Source organism: Blastococcus sp. TF02-8 (assembly GCF_003319175.1).
Lineage (GTDB): Bacteria > Actinomycetota > Actinomycetes > Mycobacteriales > Geodermatophilaceae > Blastococcus.
The window spans coordinates 322713-340870 of sequence record NZ_QOHK01000001.1 but is presented as its reverse complement, the minus strand read 5'-3'; the positions used below and the strand labels follow the sequence as shown (position 1 = coordinate 340870).

The 18158-nt window shown below is 74.8% G+C and carries 16 protein-coding genes and 1 riboswitch; of the genes, 6 read left to right on the top strand and 10 right to left on the bottom strand.

Annotation, left to right across the window (positions count from 1 at the left end; all coding sequences use genetic code 11):
- Positions 1-118: 118 nt before the first annotated feature.
- On the bottom strand, positions 119-1630 hold the full coding sequence (locus DQ237_RS01630) for an acetyl-CoA hydrolase/transferase family protein (RefSeq protein ID WP_113796460.1): 1512 nt from the start codon (positions 1628-1630) through the stop codon (positions 119-121).
- Positions 1631-1727: 97 nt separating this feature from the next.
- Here DQ237_RS01630 and DQ237_RS01625 point away from each other — a divergent pair, with 97 nt between their 5' ends.
- Both DQ237_RS01625 and DQ237_RS01620 read left to right on the top strand, forming a co-directional pair.
- Positions 1728-2756 (top strand): LLM class flavin-dependent oxidoreductase, encoded by a 1029-nt coding sequence (locus DQ237_RS01625; protein ID WP_113796458.1) that lies wholly within the window; start codon positions 1728-1730, stop codon positions 2754-2756.
- A gap of 107 nt (positions 2757-2863) precedes the next feature.
- Complete coding sequence (locus tag DQ237_RS01620) at positions 2864-3700, top strand: CoA ester lyase (RefSeq protein ID WP_113796456.1); 837 nt, start codon at positions 2864-2866, stop codon at positions 3698-3700.
- A 13-nt stretch (positions 3701-3713) separates the two neighbouring features.
- Here DQ237_RS01620 and DQ237_RS01615 read toward each other — a convergent pair whose 3' ends face one another.
- Complete coding sequence (locus DQ237_RS01615; RefSeq protein ID WP_240619326.1) at positions 3714-5354, bottom strand: GGDEF domain-containing protein; 1641 nt, start codon at positions 5352-5354, stop codon at positions 3714-3716.
- 270 nt (positions 5355-5624) lie between these two features.
- A riboswitch (cyclic di-AMP (ydaO/yuaA leader) is annotated at positions 5625-5786 on the top strand.
- A gap of 270 nt (positions 5787-6056) precedes the next feature.
- On the opposite strand from DQ237_RS01615, the gene DQ237_RS01610 reads away from it, so the two are divergent.
- A complete protein-coding gene (locus tag DQ237_RS01610; protein WP_113796454.1) occupies positions 6057-6875 on the top strand; it encodes a hypothetical protein in 819 nt (272 codons plus the stop codon).
- 10 nt (positions 6876-6885) lie between these two features.
- On the opposite strand, the gene DQ237_RS19535 is transcribed toward DQ237_RS01610, so the two are convergent.
- The 5 genes from DQ237_RS19535 to DQ237_RS01590 form a co-directional block, all read right to left on the bottom strand.
- A complete protein-coding gene (locus DQ237_RS19535) occupies positions 6886-7041 on the bottom strand; it encodes a hypothetical protein (RefSeq protein ID WP_166509447.1) in 156 nt (51 codons plus the stop codon).
- Positions 7042-7075: 34 nt separating this feature from the next.
- The gene (locus DQ237_RS01605) at positions 7076-7435 is read right to left on the bottom strand and encodes an ArsC/Spx/MgsR family protein (RefSeq protein ID WP_113796453.1); all 360 of its coding nucleotides are present in this window, start codon (positions 7433-7435) and stop codon (positions 7076-7078) included.
- 26 nt (positions 7436-7461) lie between these two features.
- Positions 7462-8721, bottom strand: a complete 1260-nt coding sequence (locus DQ237_RS01600; RefSeq protein WP_240619325.1) for a multidrug effflux MFS transporter — start codon at positions 8719-8721, stop codon at positions 7462-7464.
- Between the two features lie 107 nt (positions 8722-8828).
- The gene (locus tag DQ237_RS01595; RefSeq protein WP_113796451.1) at positions 8829-9761 is read right to left on the bottom strand and encodes an MBL fold metallo-hydrolase; all 933 of its coding nucleotides are present in this window, start codon (positions 9759-9761) and stop codon (positions 8829-8831) included.
- Between the two features lie 9 nt (positions 9762-9770).
- Positions 9771-10058, bottom strand: coding sequence for a hypothetical protein (locus DQ237_RS01590; RefSeq protein WP_240619324.1), 288 nt, complete (start codon positions 10056-10058; stop codon positions 9771-9773).
- Between the two features lie 70 nt (positions 10059-10128).
- On the opposite strand from DQ237_RS01590, the gene DQ237_RS01585 reads away from it, so the two are divergent.
- Genes DQ237_RS01585 through DQ237_RS01575 form a run of 3 tightly spaced genes read left to right on the top strand, consistent with a single transcriptional unit; the run spans position 10129 to position 14141 of the window.
- The gene (locus tag DQ237_RS01585) at positions 10129-11772 is read left to right on the top strand and encodes a bifunctional 3'-5' exonuclease/DNA polymerase (protein ID WP_205730027.1); all 1644 of its coding nucleotides are present in this window, start codon (positions 10129-10131) and stop codon (positions 11770-11772) included.
- A 55-nt stretch (positions 11773-11827) separates the two neighbouring features.
- Positions 11828-12637 (top strand): TSUP family transporter, encoded by an 810-nt coding sequence (locus tag DQ237_RS01580; RefSeq protein ID WP_113796447.1) that lies wholly within the window; start codon positions 11828-11830, stop codon positions 12635-12637.
- Between the two features lie 40 nt (positions 12638-12677).
- Positions 12678-14141: a YdiU family protein gene (locus DQ237_RS01575; RefSeq protein WP_113796445.1), complete on the top strand. Its 1464-nt coding sequence runs from the start codon at positions 12678-12680 to the stop codon at positions 14139-14141.
- 1 nt (position 14142) lies between these two features.
- On the opposite strand, the gene DQ237_RS01570 is transcribed toward DQ237_RS01575, so the two are convergent.
- The 3 genes from DQ237_RS01570 to DQ237_RS01560 form a co-directional block, all read right to left on the bottom strand.
- Complete coding sequence (locus DQ237_RS01570) at positions 14143-15180, bottom strand: uroporphyrinogen decarboxylase family protein (RefSeq protein ID WP_113796443.1); 1038 nt, start codon at positions 15178-15180, stop codon at positions 14143-14145.
- Between the two features lie 65 nt (positions 15181-15245).
- The gene (locus tag DQ237_RS01565; RefSeq protein ID WP_240619323.1) at positions 15246-17126 is read right to left on the bottom strand and encodes a helicase-related protein; all 1881 of its coding nucleotides are present in this window, start codon (positions 17124-17126) and stop codon (positions 15246-15248) included.
- Positions 17127-17178: 52 nt separating this feature from the next.
- Positions 17179-18147, bottom strand: coding sequence for a YihY/virulence factor BrkB family protein (locus DQ237_RS01560; protein ID WP_113796441.1), 969 nt, complete (start codon positions 18145-18147; stop codon positions 17179-17181).
- Positions 18148-18158: the final 11 nt, after the last annotated feature.

Below are 18158 nucleotides of genomic sequence, written 5' to 3'. Positions count from 1 at the left end.
GCGAGCCGAGCTGCCATGTGCCCTGAATCGGCAGTCCGACCCCCCGGCTTGTCCGTGGAAACCGACGAACAGTCGTTCCGCCATGGGCGAATCCCCACAAGGGGGGAGGTGGCGCCACTCAGCGCGGCAGCATCGAGCCGGTCTCCAGGAACCGGATGTGCCAGCTCAGCGCCTCGGTGAGCAGGTGCGGGGTGTGCCGGCCGTAGGCGCCCCGGTCGGCCCGCTCCAGGTAGTCCTCGAGCAGGGGTCGGTAGTCCGGGTGGGCGCAGGAGGCGATGACCGCGCGGGCCCGCCGGCGGGGCGAGAGCCCCCGCAGGTCGGCCAGCCCCTGCTCGGTCACCAGGACCTGGACGTCGTGCTCGGTGTGGTCGACGTGCGACACCATCGGCAGGATGCTCGAGATCGCCCCGCCCTTGGCCGTCGACGGGCTGAGGAAGAACGACAGGTAGGCGTTCCGCGCGAAGTCACCGGAGCCGCCGATGCCGTTCTGGATCCGGCTGCCCATCAGGTGCGTGGAGTTCACGTTGCCGTAGATGTCGGCCTCGATCATCCCGTTCATCGCGAGCACGCCCAGCCTCCGGATGAGTTCCGGGTGGTTGCTCATCTCCTGCGGGCGCAGCACGATCCGGTCGCGGTACTCCCGAGCGGTGCGCAGGAACTCCTCCTGCGCCTCCGGTCCGAGCGCGAACGCGGTGGCCGAGGCCACCGACATCGTGCCCGAGCGCAGCAGGTCCAGCATGCCGTCCTGGATGACCTCGGTGTAGGCCGACAGCCCCTCGAAGCGGGAGGTGCCCAGTCCCGCGAGGACGGCGTTGGCCACGTTCCCCACGCCGGACTGCAGCGGCAGCAGGGTCGCCGGCAGCCGCCCCCGCTCGACCTCGTGCTCCAGGAACTCGACCAGGTGCCCCGCGATGCGCCGGGACGTCTCGTCCGGCACGGCCAGCGGGCTGTTGCGGTCGGGAGCGGCGGTCTCGACGACGGCGACGATCTTCTCGGGGGCGCAGCGCAGGTAGGGGGTGCCGATGCGGTCGGCCGGGCGGGTGAGCGGGATGGGCAGCCGATCCGGCGGCAGCGCCGTGCCGTAGTAGATGTCGTGCATGCCCTCCAGGTCGGGGCTCTGCCACGAGTTGACCTCCAGGACCACGCGGTCCGCGCGGTCCAGCCAGGTCTTGTTGTTGCCGACCGAGGAGGAGGGGACCAGGTCGCCGTCGGCGGTGATCCCGCTGACCTCGACGACGGCGACGTCCAGCGGGCCGAGGAAGCCCTCCCAGGCCAGCTGGGCGACATGGGAGAGGTGGACGTCGAGGTAGTCCATCTCGCCGGCGTTGATCTTGGCGCGGGTGACCGGGTCGGACTGGTAGGGCAACCGCAGGTCGACGCCGTCGGCCGCGGCGAGGACGCCGTCGAGCTCGGGAGCTGTCGAGGCGCCGGTCCAGACGTTGACCCGGAACGGCTCGCCGGCCGCGTGCGCGCCGCTGATCCGGCGCGCCAGGGCCTCCGGAACGGCCTTGGGGTAGCCGGCGCCGGTGAACCCGCTCATGCCGACGGTGTCGCCCGGCTCGATCAGGGCTGCGGCGGCGTCCGCCGGGACGACCTTGCGGGCCAGGCCTGGGTGGTCGATCCGGGCCATGGCGCTGGTCCTCCTCGCGGGGGTCGGTGCGGTCCCCCCGATCCTGCCCTGCGTCGGCGGGTGCGGCCCCTCGGCGCCGGCTGATTGACTGGGCGCCATGCATCTGGGTGTCGACAGCTTCGTCTCGGCCGTGACCGACCCCGGTTCGGGCCGCCTGATCGGCCCCGAGGAGCGCATGGCCGACCTGCTGGAGGAGATCGAGCTCGCCGACCGCGTCGGTCTGCACTCCTTCGGCATCGGCGAGCACCACCGCCCCGAGTACTACGACTCCGCGCCGCCGGTGATCCTCGCGGCGGCCGCCGCCCGCACCTCGCGGATCAGGCTGGGCAGCGCCGTCGCCGTGCTGAGCGCCGCGGACCCGGTGCGGGTCTTCCAGCAGTTCGCCACCCTCGACCTCATCTCCCGGGGCCGGATCGACCTGGTCGTCGGCCGCGGGTCGTTCACCGAGGCCTTCCCGCTGTTCGGCCTGAGCCTCGCCGACTACGACGAGCTGTTCGCCGAGAAGCTCGACCTGCTGCTGCGCATCCGGGAGTCCGAGCACGTGACGTGGTCCGGGCGGCACCGCCCGCCGCTCACCGGTCAGGGCGTGTACCCGCGGCCCCTGCAGGACCCGCTGCCGATCTGGGTCGGCGTGGGCGGCACCCCGGAGTCCTTCGCCCGGGCCGGCCTGCTCGGCCTGCCGCTCATGGTGGCGATCATCGGCGGGCAGCCACGCCAGTTCGCGCCGCTGATCGACCTCTACCGCCGGGCCGGCGAGCACGCCGGGCACGCGAAGGAGTTGCTCCAGGTCGGCCTGCACGTGTTCGGCTTCGTCGCCGAGAGCACGCAGGCGGCCGCCGACACGATCTACCCCGGCTGGCACGAGATGTTCACCAAGGTCTCGCGCGAGCGCGGCTTCGCGGCCCCGGACCGGGCGCAGTTCGACGCCACCAGCGGCCCCGACGGCGCCTTCTTCATGGGCGACCCGGAGACCGTGGCGGAGAAGCTGGTGCGGATCTCCGACCAGCTGGGCGGGGTGGACCGGGTGTCGCTGCAGATGACCAACCCGCGGCTGGCGCACGCGGACCTGCTGCGCGGCATCGAGCTGCTGGGCACCGAGGTCGCGCCCCGGGTCGCCGCCGCCTGAACCGGTGCGGGGCCGGTCGGCGGCCGCCGCTCCCGCTGACCGGAAGGCCCGGCCCGCGAACGGCGGACCTCCGGGCACCGGGCGCCGAACCGGGCGAGGATGGGTCCGTGGCGAGAAGGAGAACGGTCGGGCCCGACGACGCCCGGTCCTGGTTGCTGGTCAACGGTGCGCGCACCGAGCTGTTCGACGTCGCGCACTCCTCGCGGGCCGACCAGGTCGTGCTGGACATCGAGGACGCCGTCGACCCGGCGCACAAGGACGAGGCCCGCGAGGGCGTCCTGCGCTGGCTGGCCGACGGCGAGAGGACGGCGTGGGTCCGGATCAACGACCACGCCAGCCCGTTCTGGGCCGACGACGTCGCCGGTCTGGCGGGATCGCCCGGGCTGCTCGGTGTGATGCTGGCCAAGACCGAGGCCGCCGAGCACGTGACCGAGACCTTCGACCGGCTCGGCGGGGCCACTCCGGTGCTGGCGCTGGTGGAGTCGGCCCTGGGCATCGAGGAGTCGGTCAACATCGCCCGCGCCCGCGGCGCCTTCCGGCTCGCCTTCGGCAGCGGCGACTACCGGCGGGACACCGGCACCAGCGCCGACGACCTGGCCATGGCCTACCCGCGGTCCCGGCTGGTCGTCGCCAGCCGGATCGGCGGTCTGCCCGGGCCGATCGACGGCCCGACGGTGAGCAGCAGCCACCCGGTGCTGCGCGAGCAGACCGCCGTCACCGTCTCCCTCGGGCTCACCGGGAAGCTGTGCCTGGACATGGACCAGCTGCCGGTGATCAACGAGGTGATCAGCCCGACGCCGTCCGACGTCGCCTGGGCACGGGACTTCCTCGCCGACTTCGACGCCCGCGGCCAGGTGATCCGCGACGGCAGCGACCTGCCCCGGCTGGGTCGCGCCCGGAAGATCGAGCGGCTCGCGACCGTCTTCGGCGTCGAGCCGGCCTGACCGCCGCCGACCGTCAGCCGGTCTCGCTGACCAGCCGGTCGCGCCCCTGGCGCTTGGCGGTGTAGAGCCGCGCGTCGGCCCGGGCGAGCATGTCGGAGGGAGTCGGTGCGAGCAGGCCGTCGGTGCTCGCGGAACCGATGCTGACCGTCACGGGCAGCCCGCCGGTCACCGCGTCCCACGGATGGGCGCTCACCGCCTGCCGCACCGCGTCGAGGTGGGCGGCGGCGGCCGCGACCGACAGCCCGACGAGCACCAGGAGGAACTCCTCGCCGCCCAGGCGGGCGACGAACGAGCCGCAGTCCTCGCCGACGCCGGTCCGCAGACCGACGTCCTCCAGCAGGTCGGCGACGGTCCGCAGCACGCGGTCGCCGGTCTCGTGCGAGCACTCGTCGTTGATCCGTTTGAAGTGGTCGAGGTCCAGCAGCCCGACGGTCACCGCGCCGTCGGCGGCGGCCGGCAGCGCCAGGACGCGGGGCAGCTCGTCGTCGACGAAGCGGCGGTTGTAGAGGCCGGTCAGCGGGTCGCGCAGCGACAGCTCGCGGTACCGGCGGCTCTGCTGCCGGGCCTCGGTGGTCTCGTACATGGCCTGCAGGGCGCGGGCGCGCGCGTCGCGTTCGGTGGACTGCAGCTCGGCCAGCTCGTCGGCGTAGAGCTTGTGCTCCTCGAACGCCTCCCGGTAGCGCTCGCCGGCCGCGTACAGCTCGGCCTGCTCGCGGCGGGCGCGGACCCGGATGGAGGTCAGGCCGTACCGCTCGCACCGGCGCACGCACTCGTCGAGGGTCTCCTGCGCCGCCGGGAGGTGGCCGCGCAGGCGGCGCAGCTCGGCCAGGGTGAGCAGGAAGTCCGCTCCGCCGTCGCCGTCCAGGGACGCCTCGAGCACCTCCGGGTGGAGGCCGGGCAGCATCGCCGCCTCCGCCTCCTCGAAGCGGCCGAGCTCCATGAGCACGCGGCCCAGGGTGTCCAGCCGGCCGACCCGGACGGGGACGTCGTGGCGGGCGGCGAGCTCCTGCAGACGGGTGATCCAGACGAGGGCCTCGTCGTAGTGGCCGCAGATCGTCTCGCAGTAGGCGCGGTTGTTGAGGATCAGCACCTGGCGGTCGACGTCGCCGAGCTCCTCGGCCAGGGCCAGCACGTGCTCGTACCGGTCGCGCGCCGTCATGTCGCCGTTGAGGCCGAGGCAGTCGGCCAGCCGCGCCTGGTGGTCGACCCGGAGCTCGGCAGGGGCGTCGTCGCCGAGCAGCTCGGCGGAGCGGACGGCGTGCTCCAGGGCGAGCGAGAGGTCGCCCAGCTCCTGGAGGGCACCGGCGAGCAGGAAGTGGGCGCGGGCCTGCAGGTGCCTGGCCTCGTTCTCGGTGGCCCAGCGGAGCACGTCCTGGGCGCGCCGGCCGGCCTCGGCGACGTGGCCGCGCTTGCGCTCCAGATCGGCCTGCACGAGGGTCGCGCGGAGCTCGAGCTCGACCAGCCCGAGGTCGCGCGCAGCGGCCGCGGCGTGCTCGGCGAGCGGCTCGACGTCGTCCCGCTCGAACCGGGAGAGGACCTCCAGCTCGACGACGGAGGCCGAGAGGTCGGCGACCGCGGTCCAGAGGTCCCCGGGAGCGGGGTCGCCGAGGGCGGACGGGGGAGTGGCGTACTCCTCGTCCGGTCGCTCGGACACACTGGTCACAGGACCTTCATCGGGCCGCCGGCGTCGGAGCTTGAGCACCCCGTAGGGGTGAGCCGAGCCGCGGCGGCTCCCTGACCTGGACTTCCGGGACGCTCGTGGCTGCTGCGCAGAGCGATCGGGTCCATACACGGAGTGCATCCCGCGGCCCGTGCGCGACACGCATCACGGCGCAGGTTTTCTCGCTCCGGATTGTCACGACTGCGTAACGGCGGCTACGGTGGCCCGGTCCGGTCGGTCGTGTCGTCCCCACCCGGGGAGTCCGCCCGGACGCCGCCGAGTCGCCGCCGGTCACGAGCCGGAGGCGAGCCGGGGACCCACCGCAGTACTGGGGTGAATCGCGCCGCGGGCAGCCGTCCGCGGCGGGTAGGGCACTTCTGAGCCCGAATCCGTCAGCTAACTCGGTAGGCGGCATCGGAAGAAACGGAGAGCCGCCGGATGGCGTGCCCCTGCACGGATGCCCGACCTCGCGTGACCCCGCGCCCGACCCGGGTGTGCGCCCGGACCTGATCCCGCGCGGCCGTCCCTGACGCCCCGTCGCAGCGATGCACCACCTCGAGCACCTCCGCTCGACCGGCTCCCCGCCGCTTCCCAGGTGCCCCGCTGCGGCCCGGCCCGGCCGCCGATGCCCGCACACCCGCTGCGCCTCCGCCCGTCGGGCGAGGAGCGCTCGCACACTCCGGAGCACCCGCACCCATGAACCCCCGCACCACCACGTCCGGCCGCGCGGCCCGCGCGCGCACCACCCCGCCCACCGCCGTCCGGCGACCGGGCCTGTACCTCGGCGTCGCCGCCGCGGGTGCCGTCCTGGTGAACGTCCTGATCGGCGTCGAGCCGGCCGCGCAGGCCGAGGCGGGCTCGTCCCCGTCGCTGAGCGTGGCGCAGGAGCTCGGCCTCACCGCCGACGCGGCACCGGTCGACGTCACCGACGACCTGGCGCCCCTCGAGCAGCTCGCCGCCAGCCGCAGCACCCGTCAGGCCGCCGAGACCCAGGCCCAGCAGGCCCAGGCCGCCGCCGACCAGGCCGAGCTCGACCGCCGCAAGGCGGAGGAGGAGGCGCGGATCCGGGCCGAGGAGGAGGCCAAGGCCGCCGCCGCCGCCCAGGCGACGGCCCGAGGCGCCGCCGTGGCCGCCGCCTCGACCGCGGTCGACGTCATCGCGAAGATCAGCAACAGCGCCGGACCGGTGTCCTCCCGGGTCCAGGCGGCCGCCAACGCCGTCGTCAGCAACGTCCCGGGCGCCGACGACATCACCCTCGGCGGGACGCGGGCCAGCGCCACCGACCCGCACGGGCACCCGTCGGGCAACGCCCTGGACTACATGGTGCTGACCGACGAGGCCCTCGGTGACGCCATCGTCGAGTACCACCGGGCGCACTGGTCGGAGCTCGGCGTCGAGTACCTCATCTGGCAGCAGCGGATGCTGTCCTCGCCGAACGGCTCGTGGACGCGGATGGAGGACCGTGGCGACGCGACGGCCAACCACTACGACCACGTGCACGTGAACTACCGCTGACCTCCGGCGCTCACAGCAGCCGGTCGAGGTCGTCGGGCCCCGGGCCGGTGCCTCCGGAGTCGCGCAGCGGAGAGGTCTCGGGCAGGTCGTCGTCCGGCGGCTCGGCGGCGACCGGCCCCTCCGCGTAGAGGGTGTCGGGGTCGGTGGGATCGAGCTCGCGGGTCACCGCACCGCCCTACCCCGCGCCGCGCACGGAGTAATCAGCCGCGCGCCGCGGCGACGACCTCGGCCAGGGTCTCCCCGTCACGGGCGACCCAGGCGCGCCCGTCGTCGCCGAGCACGATCGGGCGCTGGATCAGCCGCGGGTGCTCGAGCAGGAGGCGGATCCAGGTCGCCCGGTCCCGGGGCAGGTCGCGCAGGCCGAGCTCCCGGGCGACCGGTTCGGACATCCGGGTGATGTCCCACGGCTCCAGTCCCAGCGCCGCCAGCGCCGATCGCAGCTCCGCCTCGCTCGGCGGCGCATCCAGGTAGCGGCGCAGCGTGACCTCGACGCCCGCGCCGCTCAGCTCGTCGCGGGCGATCCGGCACTTCGAGCACGACGGGTTGAACCAGACCTCCACGGCGTCAGCCTAGGAGGGCCTGGCGGTCAGTGGCCGGCGGGGAGGACGTCGTCCTGCGGCTCGGGCAGCCGCCACGGCCGCACGGCGAGCAGGACGCCGACGGCGAGGGCCAGCGAGCCCACGATCGCCACGCCCATGGCGAGGGCGTCGTTGCTCAGCACCCCGACCAGTGGCGACACCGCGGCACCGACCCCGAACTGGACGGCGCCGAGCAGCGCCGCGGCCGACCCGGCCGAGTCGCCGTAACCGGAGAGGGCGAGGGCCGGGCCGTTGGGGAGGGCGAGACCGGTGGCGAACAGGACCAGCCACAGCGGTACCGCGACGCCCAACAGGCCGCCGAGGTCCGCTCCGGCGAGGACCAGCAGGCCCGCCCCGGCCAGGGTGCCGCACACGGTGGCGGTGACCAGGATCCGTGCGGGGGAGAACCACCGGAGCAGCACCGGGTTGAGCTGCGTGGCCGCGATCAGCCACACCGCCCCGGCGCCGAACAGGAGACCGAACTGCTGCTCGTCGAGGCCGAACTCGCGCTGGTAGACGAACGAGGAGCCGGACACGTAGGCGAACAGGGCCGCCATCGTGAGCCCCGAGGAGATGATCAGGCCGACGTAGATGCGGTCGCGCAGCAGCATCCGGTAGGTGCGCAGCGTCCCGCGGACGCCGCCGCTGCGCCGCCGCCCCGTCGGCAGGGTCTCGCGCAGCGCGAGCGCCCCGACCGCGAGGACCGCGATGCCGTAGCCGGCGAGGATCGCGAAGACCCCGCGCCAGGAGGTGAACCGCAGCACCTCCCCGCCGACGGTCGGGGCCAGCACCGGCGCGACGCCCATGACGAGGAACAGCCGGGAGAGCATCGTGGCCGCGGCCCGGCCCGCGTAGAGGTCCCGCACGATGGCGATCGCCACCACGCTGGCCGCCGCGCAGCCCACGCCCTGCAGGGTCCGCAGCGCACCCAGGGTGGCCACGTCCGGCGCGACCAGCACCAGCAGCGAGGCCAGCACGTGCAGGGCGGCGCCGGCCAGCAGCGGGCGCCGCCGCCCGAACGCATCCGACAGCGGGCCGATCACCAGCTGGCCGAGGGCGAGCCCGGCCAGGGTGCCGGTCAGGGTGAGCTGCACGGTGGCCGACGACGTCGCCAGCTCCCGGCGGATGTCGGGCAGCGCGGGCAGGTACATGTCGATGGTCAGCGGGCCGAGCGCGACGAAGGCGCCGAGCATCAGGGCCAGCGGCGCGGTGCGGGCCGGCTGCGGGGCGGCGTCGACGGACGCGGAACGCGGTGCGGTGGCTGTCACGGGGGCCCTTCGGGGAGGACGGCGGCGCGAGCGACCGCCGTGGGCCCTCTCACTGGTTGCCAATACCACCGAGGTGCCGGTTCATTCCGGCTCGCCCGCGTGCCGCGTCAGCCGAGGAGCGCCCAGGGGTCCTCGCGCCGCCACACGGTGGGCAGGTGGAGCCCCACGCCCTGCGCCGCGGCGAGCTCGCCGAGCACCCGCAGCGTCACGTCGAGGTCGTCGCCGGCGTAGGGGAGGGCGCGCAGCGGCCGGTCGAGCGGGCGGAAGAAGTCGTCCCAGTGGATCAGGACGACCTCGCGCGCGCCGACGGCCTGCACGGTCTCGGCCCAGTAGTCGCGGAGGTAGGTCTCCTCCTGGACGCCCAGCTGGCCCACGCCCAGGTAGGCGACGTCGGCCCGCCGGCCGGCCAGCGCCCCCGGTACGAAGCCGGCGCTGCCCTGCACGAGCGCGGTGCGACCGCCGCGGTGGGCGACCAGCAGCGACCAGGCCTCCCCGCAGCGGTAGGCACGCGCCCGCGCCGGTGGGACGACCGGCGCGGCGATCGTCCCCGGATAGCGGTCCGGCGGGCAGTGCTCGGACGCGAGGAAGGTGAGGGAGAACGAGCCGAGGGCCACCGGCGCGCCCGGTGCCACGACGTGGATGCGGTCCTCGGGCAGGCCTCCGCCTCGCCCGATCCGGGCGGCCGACTCCCCGCCGAGCAGGTCCGCGCCGGTGCGCAGGGCGACCGCGGCGGAGTCCAGGGCGTGGTCGAAGTGCGTGTGCACCGGCACGACGGCCCGCAGTCGCGAGCGCGGGTCGTCCAGCCCCCACCGGCCGAGCGCGGCGCCGATGCGCGCGGCGTCGGGGGTGATGCGGCCCAGCCCCACCCGCAGCAGCGACGGGCGGGAGAAGAAGCCGTCGGTCAGGACCGCGTGCTCGCCGTCGTCGAACAGCAGGCTGGAGACGCCGAGGAAGGTGACCGTCGGCCCGTCCGTGGCCGGGGGGACGTCGAACAGGCCCGCGCGGGCGGCGAGATCGGGACGGCCGGGCTTCATGCGCACCCGCGCACGCTAGCGGTCGGCGCGCTCCAGCAACCGTTCCACGGGCGGGGAGCGGCGTACGCGCACCGCACGGCCGGCGCGCTCGGCGGCGTCCAGGTGGTCGAGCACCAGGTCCAGCCCGGGCATCGAGAGGCCGGTCACCGACCCGGCGTCGATGCCCTCGACCGGCATCGGCTCGCGGCCGTAGCGGCGGAGGAAGGAGTCGACGGTCGCCGCGTCGACGTCACCGGCGAGGCAGAGCACCCGGCCGCCGGCGGTGTTGAGCAGGCGGACGACGCCGCGCGGTGCCGGGGTCACACCGCCCAGTGTGGACGCCCGTCCGTCGGTGGGCAGCGCGGGTGTCGGTGGCGTCGGCGAGACTGCGGAGGTGAACCGGATCGTCCTCGTGCGCCGGGGGGACGACGTCGAGGCGCACATGCCGGCCGGCGTGCTCCGCGTGCCCGCGACCACGCTCGCCGGGTTCGTCCGCCGGCACGAGGCCGGCCCGGTCCGCTGGATCTGGGACGACACCACCCGGTGGTACCCGCAACTCCTGGCGCAGGGGGTCCGCGTGGCCCGCTGCACCGACCTGCGGCTCGCCCACGCGATCCTGCGCCGCACCCCCTTCGCCGACCAGCGGCTGCTCACCGGCGAGGAGACGGCCGGCTGGGACGCCCTGCAGCCGGTCACCGGGACCGACCCCGCGCTCTTCCCCCTCGCCGATCCCGCCGACCTGCTCGACCCGGCAGCCGAGGACGCGCGCCAGCAGGCGGTGCTGGCCGCGTCCCCGGAACGGCGCCGGCTCGAGCTGCTGCTGGCGGCGGAGTCCTCCGGGGCGCTGGTCGCCGCGGAGATGACCCACGCCGGGCTGCCCTGGCGCACCGACGTGCACGAACGGCTGCTCACCGAACTCCTCGGCCCCCGGCCCGTGGCGGGGCACCGTCCGGCGCAGCTCGAGCGGCTGGCATCGCAGATCCGCGGCGCGCTCGGCGCACCCGCCCTGAACCCGGACTCGCCGGCCGACGTGCTCCGGGCGCTGCAGGCGGCCGGGCTGCCGGTGGAGGACACCCGCTCCTGGACGCTGGCCCAGCTGGAGCACCCCGTCGTCCCGCCGCTGCTGGAGTACAAGAAGCTCGCCCGGCTGCTCACCGCCAACGGCTGGTCGTGGCTGGACACCTGGGTGCGCGACGGCCGGTTCCGCTCCTGGTTCCTCCCCGGCGGGGTGGTCACCGGCCGGTGGGCGTCCAACGGCGGCGGGGCGCTGTCGGTGCCGGTGCAGATCCGGCCGGCCGCGGTCGCCGACGAGGGGTGGCGGCTGGTGGTCGCCGACGTCGCGCAGCTGGAGCCCCGCGTGCTCGCGGCCGTGAGCGGGGACCTGGCGATGGCCGAGGCCGCGCGGGCGCGCGACCTCTACCAGGGGATGGTCGACGCCGGCACGGTCGCCACCCGGGCCGAGGCGAAGGTCGGGATCCTCGGTGCGATGTACGGCGGCACCCGCGGGGAGAGCGGCCGGATGATGCCGCGACTGACCCGCCGGTACCCGCAGGCCATCGCGCTGGTCGAGGAGGCGGCGCGCGCGGGGGAGCGGGGCGAGGTGGTGCGCACGGTGCTGGGGCGGGGCTCCCCGGTGCCGGGTGGTGAGCGCCTCGTGGACCTCGGGGAGCCGCCGGAGCCGGGCGGATCGCGGCAGGAGGACGACCGGCGGCGCAGGGCGTGGGGCCGGTTCACCCGCAACTTCGTCGTCCAGGGCACCGCGGCGGAGTGGGCGCTGTGCTGGCTGGCCGACCTGCGCAACCGGCTCTGGCGCCTCGGCGAGGAGCAGCTCGGGGAGGGGCGGCTGGAGGAGAGGCCGCACCTGGTCTTCTTCCTGCACGACGAGGTGCTGGTGCACACCCCGGAGCACCTCGCCGACCGGGTCGCCGACGAGGTGCGGTCGGCCGCGGCCGCGGCCGGGCGGCTGCTGTTCGGGGGCTTCCCGGTCGACTTCCCGCTCGACGTCGCCGTCGTCCGGTCCTGGGCGGACGCCGCATGAGCGGGTGGGAGAGGATCGGTGGCGTGCCTGCCCTCGTCCGTCCCCCGTTCCGCGGATGACGGAGCTGCTCCCCGAGGGGCTGGCGACGGCGACGCTGCTGCTGGTCCTGCTCGCCGCCCTGACCGCCGGGTTCGTCGACGCCGTGGTCGGTGGTGGCGGGCTGATCCAGCTGCCGGCGCTGCTGCTCGTGCCCGGCATCAGCCCGGTCCAGGCGCTGGCGACGAACAAGCTCGGCTCGGTGTTCGGCACGAGCACCAGCGCGCTCACGTACCACCGGCGGGTGCGCCCGGACCTGCGCACCGCGCTGCCCATGGCGGCGGTCGCCCTGGCCAGCAGCTACGCCGGCGCCTCCGTGGCGGCGCTGCTGCCCGCGAGCGTCTTCAAACCGGTCATCGTGGTGGCGCTGGTCGGCATCGGCGCGTTCACCGTGCTGCGCCCGGCGCTGGGCGACGTGACGGCGCTGCGGCACACCGGCCGCCGGCACCACGGCACCGCGGCGGGGCTCGGCCTCGTCATCGGGTTCTACGACGGCGTCCTCGGTCCGGGCACCGGGTCGTTCCTGGTCTTCGCCATGGTGTCGCTGCTGGGCTACGACTTCCTCAACGCCAGCGCCAAGGCCAAGATCGTGAACTGCGCGACCAACCTCGGCGCGCTGCTGTTCTTCGTGCCGCACGGCTCGGTGTTCTGGGGCCTGGGGCTGATGCTGGGCGCGGCGAACATGCTCGGCGGGTACCTGGGTGCGCGGACGGCCACCAGCCGCGGCAGCCGGTTCATCCGGATCGCGTTCCTCGTCGTCGTGACGGCGCTGATCCTCCGGCTGGGGGCCGACGTCTGGACCGGGACCGTGCGCCCGCGGCTGGGCTGACCACCGGCGGCGCTCCGTTTCCGTACGTACGCTCGCAACCGTGAGCGTCGCACCCGGCCCGACCCTGGTCCTCGGGGACCGATTCGCCAGCGAGCTGCCCGAGCTGGCGATCCGCTGGCGGGCCGAGGACGCCCCCGAGCCGCGGCTGCTCGTGCTCAACGACGCCCTCGCCCTCGAGCTCGGGCTGGACCCGGCCGCGCTGCGCACCGACGAGGGCGTCCGGCTGCTGACCGGCAACGCCGTGCCGGACGGCGCGACGCCGGTGGCCCAGGTCTACTCCGGGCACCAGTTCGGCGGGTACAGCCCGCGGCTGGGCGACGGCCGGGCGCTGCTGCTCGGCGAGCTCACCGGCCCGGACGGGCGGCTGCGCGACCTGCACCTCAAGGGATCCGGGCGCACGCCGGTCGCGCGCGGCGGCGACGGGCTGGCCGCCGTCGGGCCGATGCTGCGCGAGTACGTCGTCAGCGAGGCGATGCACGCCCTCGGCATCCCCTCCACCCGCTCCCTCGCGGTGGTCGTGACCGGCCGCGGGGTGCGCCGCGAGACGGTGCTGCCTGGCGCGGTGCTGGCGCGGGTGGCGAGCAGCCACCTGCGGGTGGGGAGCTTCCAGTACGCCGCCTCGACCGGCGACCTCGACCTCCTCCGCCGGCTCGCCGACCACGCGATCGCCCGGCACCACCCCGCCGCGGCCGGGGCGGAGCAGCCCTACCTGGCGCTGTACGAGGCGGTGCTCCAGGTGCAGGCGGAGCTGGTGGCCCGCTGGATGCTGGTCGGCTTCGTGCACGGCGTCATGAACACCGACAACGTGACGATCTCCGGCGAGACCATCGACTACGGCCCGTGCGCGTTCCTCGACGTCTTCGACCCGACAACGGTCTACAGCTCCATCGACACCGGCGGTCGCTACGCCTACGGCAACCAGCCGGTGGTGGCCGAGTGGAACCTGGCGCGGCTGGCCGAGGCGATGCTGCCGCTGTTCGCCGAGGACTCCGACGCCGCCGTCGCGATGGCCACCGAGGCGCTCGGCACCTTCCGGCGCCGGTACAACACGGCGTGGACGGCGGGCATGCGGGCGAAGCTGGGCCTGCCCGAGGGGCTGGACGATGCGGTGGCCACGGCCCTGGTCGAGGACCTGCAGACCCTGATGCGCGACAACCGGGTCGACCTCACCACCTTCTTCCGCCGGCTCGGCGACGCGGCGCGGGGGGACGCCGAGCCCGCACGGCTGCTCGTGCTCGACCTCGCCGGGTTCGACGCCTGGCTGGAGCGCTGGCGCGCCGTCGGCCCGGACGCCTCGGGAATGGACCGGGTCAACCCGGTCTACATCCCGCGCAACCACCTCGTGGAGCAGGCCCTCACCGCCGCGACCGAGGACGACCTCGCGCCGCTGCAGCAGCTGCTCGAGGTGCTGGCCCGGCCGTTCGACGAGCGCCCCGGTCTGGAGCGGTACGCCCAGCCCGCGCCGGAGGCGTTCGGCAGCTACGTGACCTTCTGCGGGACCTGAGTCAGCCGAGCTCGGCCCGCAGCAGTTCCGCCGCCTGGGCCAGCGAGCGCATCTTGCCCGCGGCCGATGCCCGGGGGAGGTACTTCAGGCCGCAGTCGCTGGAGAGCACGAGCTTCTCCACGTCGACGTCGTCCAGCGCGCGGCGCACCCGGTCGGCGATGACCTCGGGCGTCTCCACCTCGGGGGTGGAGAGGTCGAGCACGCCCAGCGCGATCCCCTTGCCGCGCAGCGGCCGCAGCGACGCCGGGTCCAGGTGCGACTGCGCCGTCTCCACCGAGATCGCCGTCGCCGGGGTGTCGGCGAGCTCCGGCAGGAACGAGTAGCCCTCGGGGCGATCGGCGACCATGGCCGCGTAGCCGAAGCAGAGGTGCACGTGCACCGGCCCGGCCGCACCCTCGATGGCGCGGGTGAGCGCCTCGGCACCGTACTTCCGGGCGACCTCGGGGCGGGCCTGCAGCCACGGCTCGTCGACCTGCACGATGTCGGCGCCCGCGGCGAACAGGTCGGCGATCTCCTCCCGGACGACGTCGGCGTAGGCCAGCGCCAGGGCGCGGTCGTCGGGGTAGTGGTCGTTCTGCGCCTGCTGGGCCATCGTGAACGGGCCGGGCACGGTGATCTTCACGGCACGGTCGGTGTGCGCCCGCAGGAAGCGCACGTCGTCGACCTGGACGGGGTGGGGACGCCGGATCTCGCCGGTCACCCGGGGCACCGGGATGTCCAGTCCCGACCGGTTGCGCACGGTGCCCGGGTGGTCGAGGTCCAGCCCTTCGAGCGCGGTCGCGAAGTGGTTGGAGTAGGACTCGCGGCGGATCTCGCCGTCGGTGAGGACGTCGAGCCCGGCCTCCTCCTGGGCACGGATCGTGACCAGCGTGGCGTCGTCCTGCGCCTCGGCGAGCAGCTCCGCCGGGACCCGCCACAGCTCTGCCGCGCGCACGCGGGGCGGGAACTGGTGGCTCAGCCGGTCGCGGTCGATCAGCCAGTCCGGCTGCGGCAGGCTCCCGACGACCATCGTGGGCAGCGGCGGGAGCTGGACGGGCATCGGGGCCTCCGGGGATCGGACGGGAGTCGCGCCCGATCCTTCCCCACCCCCGGGCGCGGCGCGGCTCAGCCCCGGCGGCTGCGACCCCGGGGCCCGCCCTGGCGCCCGCCGAGCGCGCGGCCTGCGGCCCGGCCCGCGGTGCGGCGACCACCCGACGACGGACGACGGTCACGCTCGCCGCCACCGCGCCCGGCCGGGGCGCTGCACGGGCGGCAGGTGGTGAACCACGGGGCGATGGGACGGCCGCAGTCCGAGCACTTCCCGGACCGGCCCAGCGCGATGGCGTCGGGGAGCAGCTCGGTGATCATCTCGGCGCACTCCTCCTCGACCCACGCGGCGTCGTCGCCGGAGAGTCCGGCGACGCCCGGGAACTGGCGCAGCAGGGTCTGGGCGTCGCGAGCGGCCGCCGCGGCCTGCTCGTAGTCCTCCACGGTGCCGCCCCGCGGCACGTCGGGCAGCACGGTCTCCGGCGGCACGGGCAGCCCGACGGCGTGCTGCAGCGCGGCCTTGGCCAGCACCAGCCAGCGGGTGCGCCGGGGCGGGTTGTAGTCGATGGCCAGGTTGACCAGCCGCCAGATCGTGTCCAGGTCGCCGGCCGCGCCGAGCGGACCGCGGAGCAGCGGCAGCAGGGCGTGCACCCGCAGCACGAGGCTGGTCACGTCGTCGGCGGTCATCGCCTGGTCGCGGGTGGCGGCGCGCGCCCACGCCATCCATCGGATCAGCGCCTCGGGCAGGTCGACCGGCTCGAAGGCGCCGAGGTCCTCGAGCTCCGGGCGCAGCCGCGGGGCGCGCTTGGGCAGGTCGCTCATCTCGTCGCCGCGGGCGACGGCGGCACCGGCGGCGACGAGGGCCGAGATCGGCTTCAGCCCGCTAACGCCGATGAGGATGCCCGCCGTGCCGTGCCCGGTGAGGCCGTAGCGACCGGCGCGGCCGGCGATCTGGGCGGCCTCCCAGGTGCGCAGCGGGCGCATCTCCTGACCGTCGAACTTCGTCGTCTCGGCGAAGAGGACGGTGGTGGCCGGAACGTTGATGCCGTGGCCGATGACATCGGTGGTGACCAGGACGTCGAACTCGCCGCTGGTGAACTTCTCGATGACCTCGCGGCGGGTGGCCGGCGGCAGCGCACCGTAGAGGACGCCGACCTTGCCGGGGCGGTGCTGGTCGAGCTCGGCGGCCACGGCGTAGACGGCCTTGCGGGAGAAGGCGACCACCAGGGTCTGCGGCCGGACGCCCTCGGGCCGAACGGGCGCACGCAGCACGTCGAGGCGGGAGAGCCGCTTGTGGTTGACGACCTCCACGTGCTCGGCGTCGGAGACCAGCGGCTTGAGCACGAGGTAGGCCTCGGCGGCGGAGATCAGGTGCATCTCGCGGTACTCGCCGGTGAGCAGCAGGCGGGCCCAGTGGTGGCCGCGGTCGGGGTCGGTGACCCAGTGCGCCTCGTCCAGCACCAGCATCTCCCCGCGCGGCGGAGCCTTCTCGACCGTGCAGCAGACGATGGGTGCGAAGGGGTCGATCTCCTCCTCGCCCGTGGACAGGCCGACGGTGCCCTCGGGCAGCTGTGCCGAGAGCTTGGCGTAGGCCTCGTGGGCGAGCTGGCGCAGCGGCGCGGCGTAGACCCCGGAGCCGGTGGCGGCCAGCGCCTGCAACGACTCGTAGGTCTTGCCGGAGTTCGTGGGCCCGAGGTGGAAGACGACGTTCTCGGGGCGGGTGGTGCGGGCCGGGAGCTCGGGGGCGGCGCCCTCCACCCAGCTCTGCTGGGCCAGCTTCTCCTCGCGGGCGGCGGCGCGGTCGGCCTGCGAGGCCGCGGCCCGGCGGGAGGCGGAACGCTCCCGGCGTCGGGCGGTGGTGGGCTGGGGCTGGGTCTCGGGCAGGAGGGGTCCTTCGCTGGTTCCGGATGCGGGGGTCGACGCGCGCGGGAGCTCCCGGGCGGACCGTACGTCGCCCATGACAACACGGACCGTGGGCGTTCCATGCCGGCAGGGAGTGTGACGTGACCCGTCAGAGGTCCTCGGCGTAGGGCGGTGCGCTGTCGGCGACGACGGCACCGCGGTCGCCGAGGGGCTGCTCGGGGCCGACGGTCGAGTCCCGCGCGGTCTGCCGCTCGGCCTCGGCGTTGACCGCCGCGCCCACGATCACGAGGAAGACGGTGAGCCACAGCCAGAACATGCTGATCGCCACGCCGGCCAGGGAACCGTAGGTCGACCGGTAGCCACCGAGGTGCTGCACGTAGAAGAACAGCCCCGCCGTCGCGACGAGCCACAGCAGGGTGGCCAGGGTGGCGCCGCCGCTGATCCAGCGCCAGCGGGCGTCCCGGCGGTCCGGTGCGAACCGGTAGAGGACGCCGAGCGCGGTCGACACCAGCACGGCGAGCAGCGGCCACGCCAGCACCCGGGCGGCGCCCCGGACGACGGCCGGAGCGTGGGCGACCGGCTCGTCGAGCAGGCCGGCCGCGGTGAGGGTGCCGCCGACGAGGAGTGCTCCGCCGACGACCACGAGCAGCCCGATGCCGCTGCGACGCAGCCAGGAGCGGGTCTCCTCCTCGTGGTAGGCCACGGTGAGCGCGTCGACGAGGTAGGTCGCCGCCGTCGTCGCCGTCCAGAGCGACACGAGCAGCCCGACCAGGCTGCGCACGGTCACCACGTCGGCGGCCCGGGTGATCGTCTCCAGCTGGTCGCCGACGACGGGCTCGAGGTCGTCGGGCAGCAGTCCGGTCAGCTCTGAGAGCTGGCGCAGGGCGGCCTCGGGACTGTTCACCGCTCCGTACACGGAGAGGGCGGCGACCAGCATCGGGGCGAGGGAGAGCAGGGCGAAGAACGCGATCCCCGCACTGAGCACCTGCAGCCGGTCGCCGAGGACCTGGGCGGTGGCGCGGCGGACGATGCTCAGCCAGCCGCGCACCGGGATCCGGTGCGGTGAGGTCGCGTCGGCGCCGGCGTGGGACGAGCGGGCCCGTGATCCCTCCGGCATGCCCCGCTCCG

What these genes read in the sequence shown, in the direction of transcription:
- DQ237_RS01630 (WP_113796460.1), bottom strand. Translation starts at nt 1,630, where the DNA reads ATGGCCCGGATCGACCACCCAGGCCTGGCCCGCAAGGTCGTCCCGGCG.
- DQ237_RS01625 (WP_113796458.1), top strand. Translation starts at nt 1,728, where the DNA reads ATGCATCTGGGTGTCGACAGCTTCGTCTCGGCCGTGACCGACCCCGGT.
- DQ237_RS01610 (WP_113796454.1), top strand. Translation starts at nt 6,057, where the DNA reads ATGAACCCCCGCACCACCACGTCCGGCCGCGCGGCCCGCGCGCGCACC.
- DQ237_RS01580 (WP_113796447.1), top strand. Translation starts at nt 11,828, where the DNA reads ATGACGGAGCTGCTCCCCGAGGGGCTGGCGACGGCGACGCTGCTGCTG.
- DQ237_RS01570 (WP_113796443.1), bottom strand. Translation starts at nt 15,180, where the DNA reads ATGCCCGTCCAGCTCCCGCCGCTGCCCACGATGGTCGTCGGGAGCCTG.
- DQ237_RS01565 (WP_240619323.1), bottom strand. Translation starts at nt 17,126, where the DNA reads ATGGGCGACGTACGGTCCGCCCGGGAGCTCCCGCGCGCGTCGACCCCC.
- DQ237_RS01560 (WP_113796441.1), bottom strand. Translation starts at nt 18,147, where the DNA reads ATGCCGGAGGGATCACGGGCCCGCTCGTCCCACGCCGGCGCCGACGCG.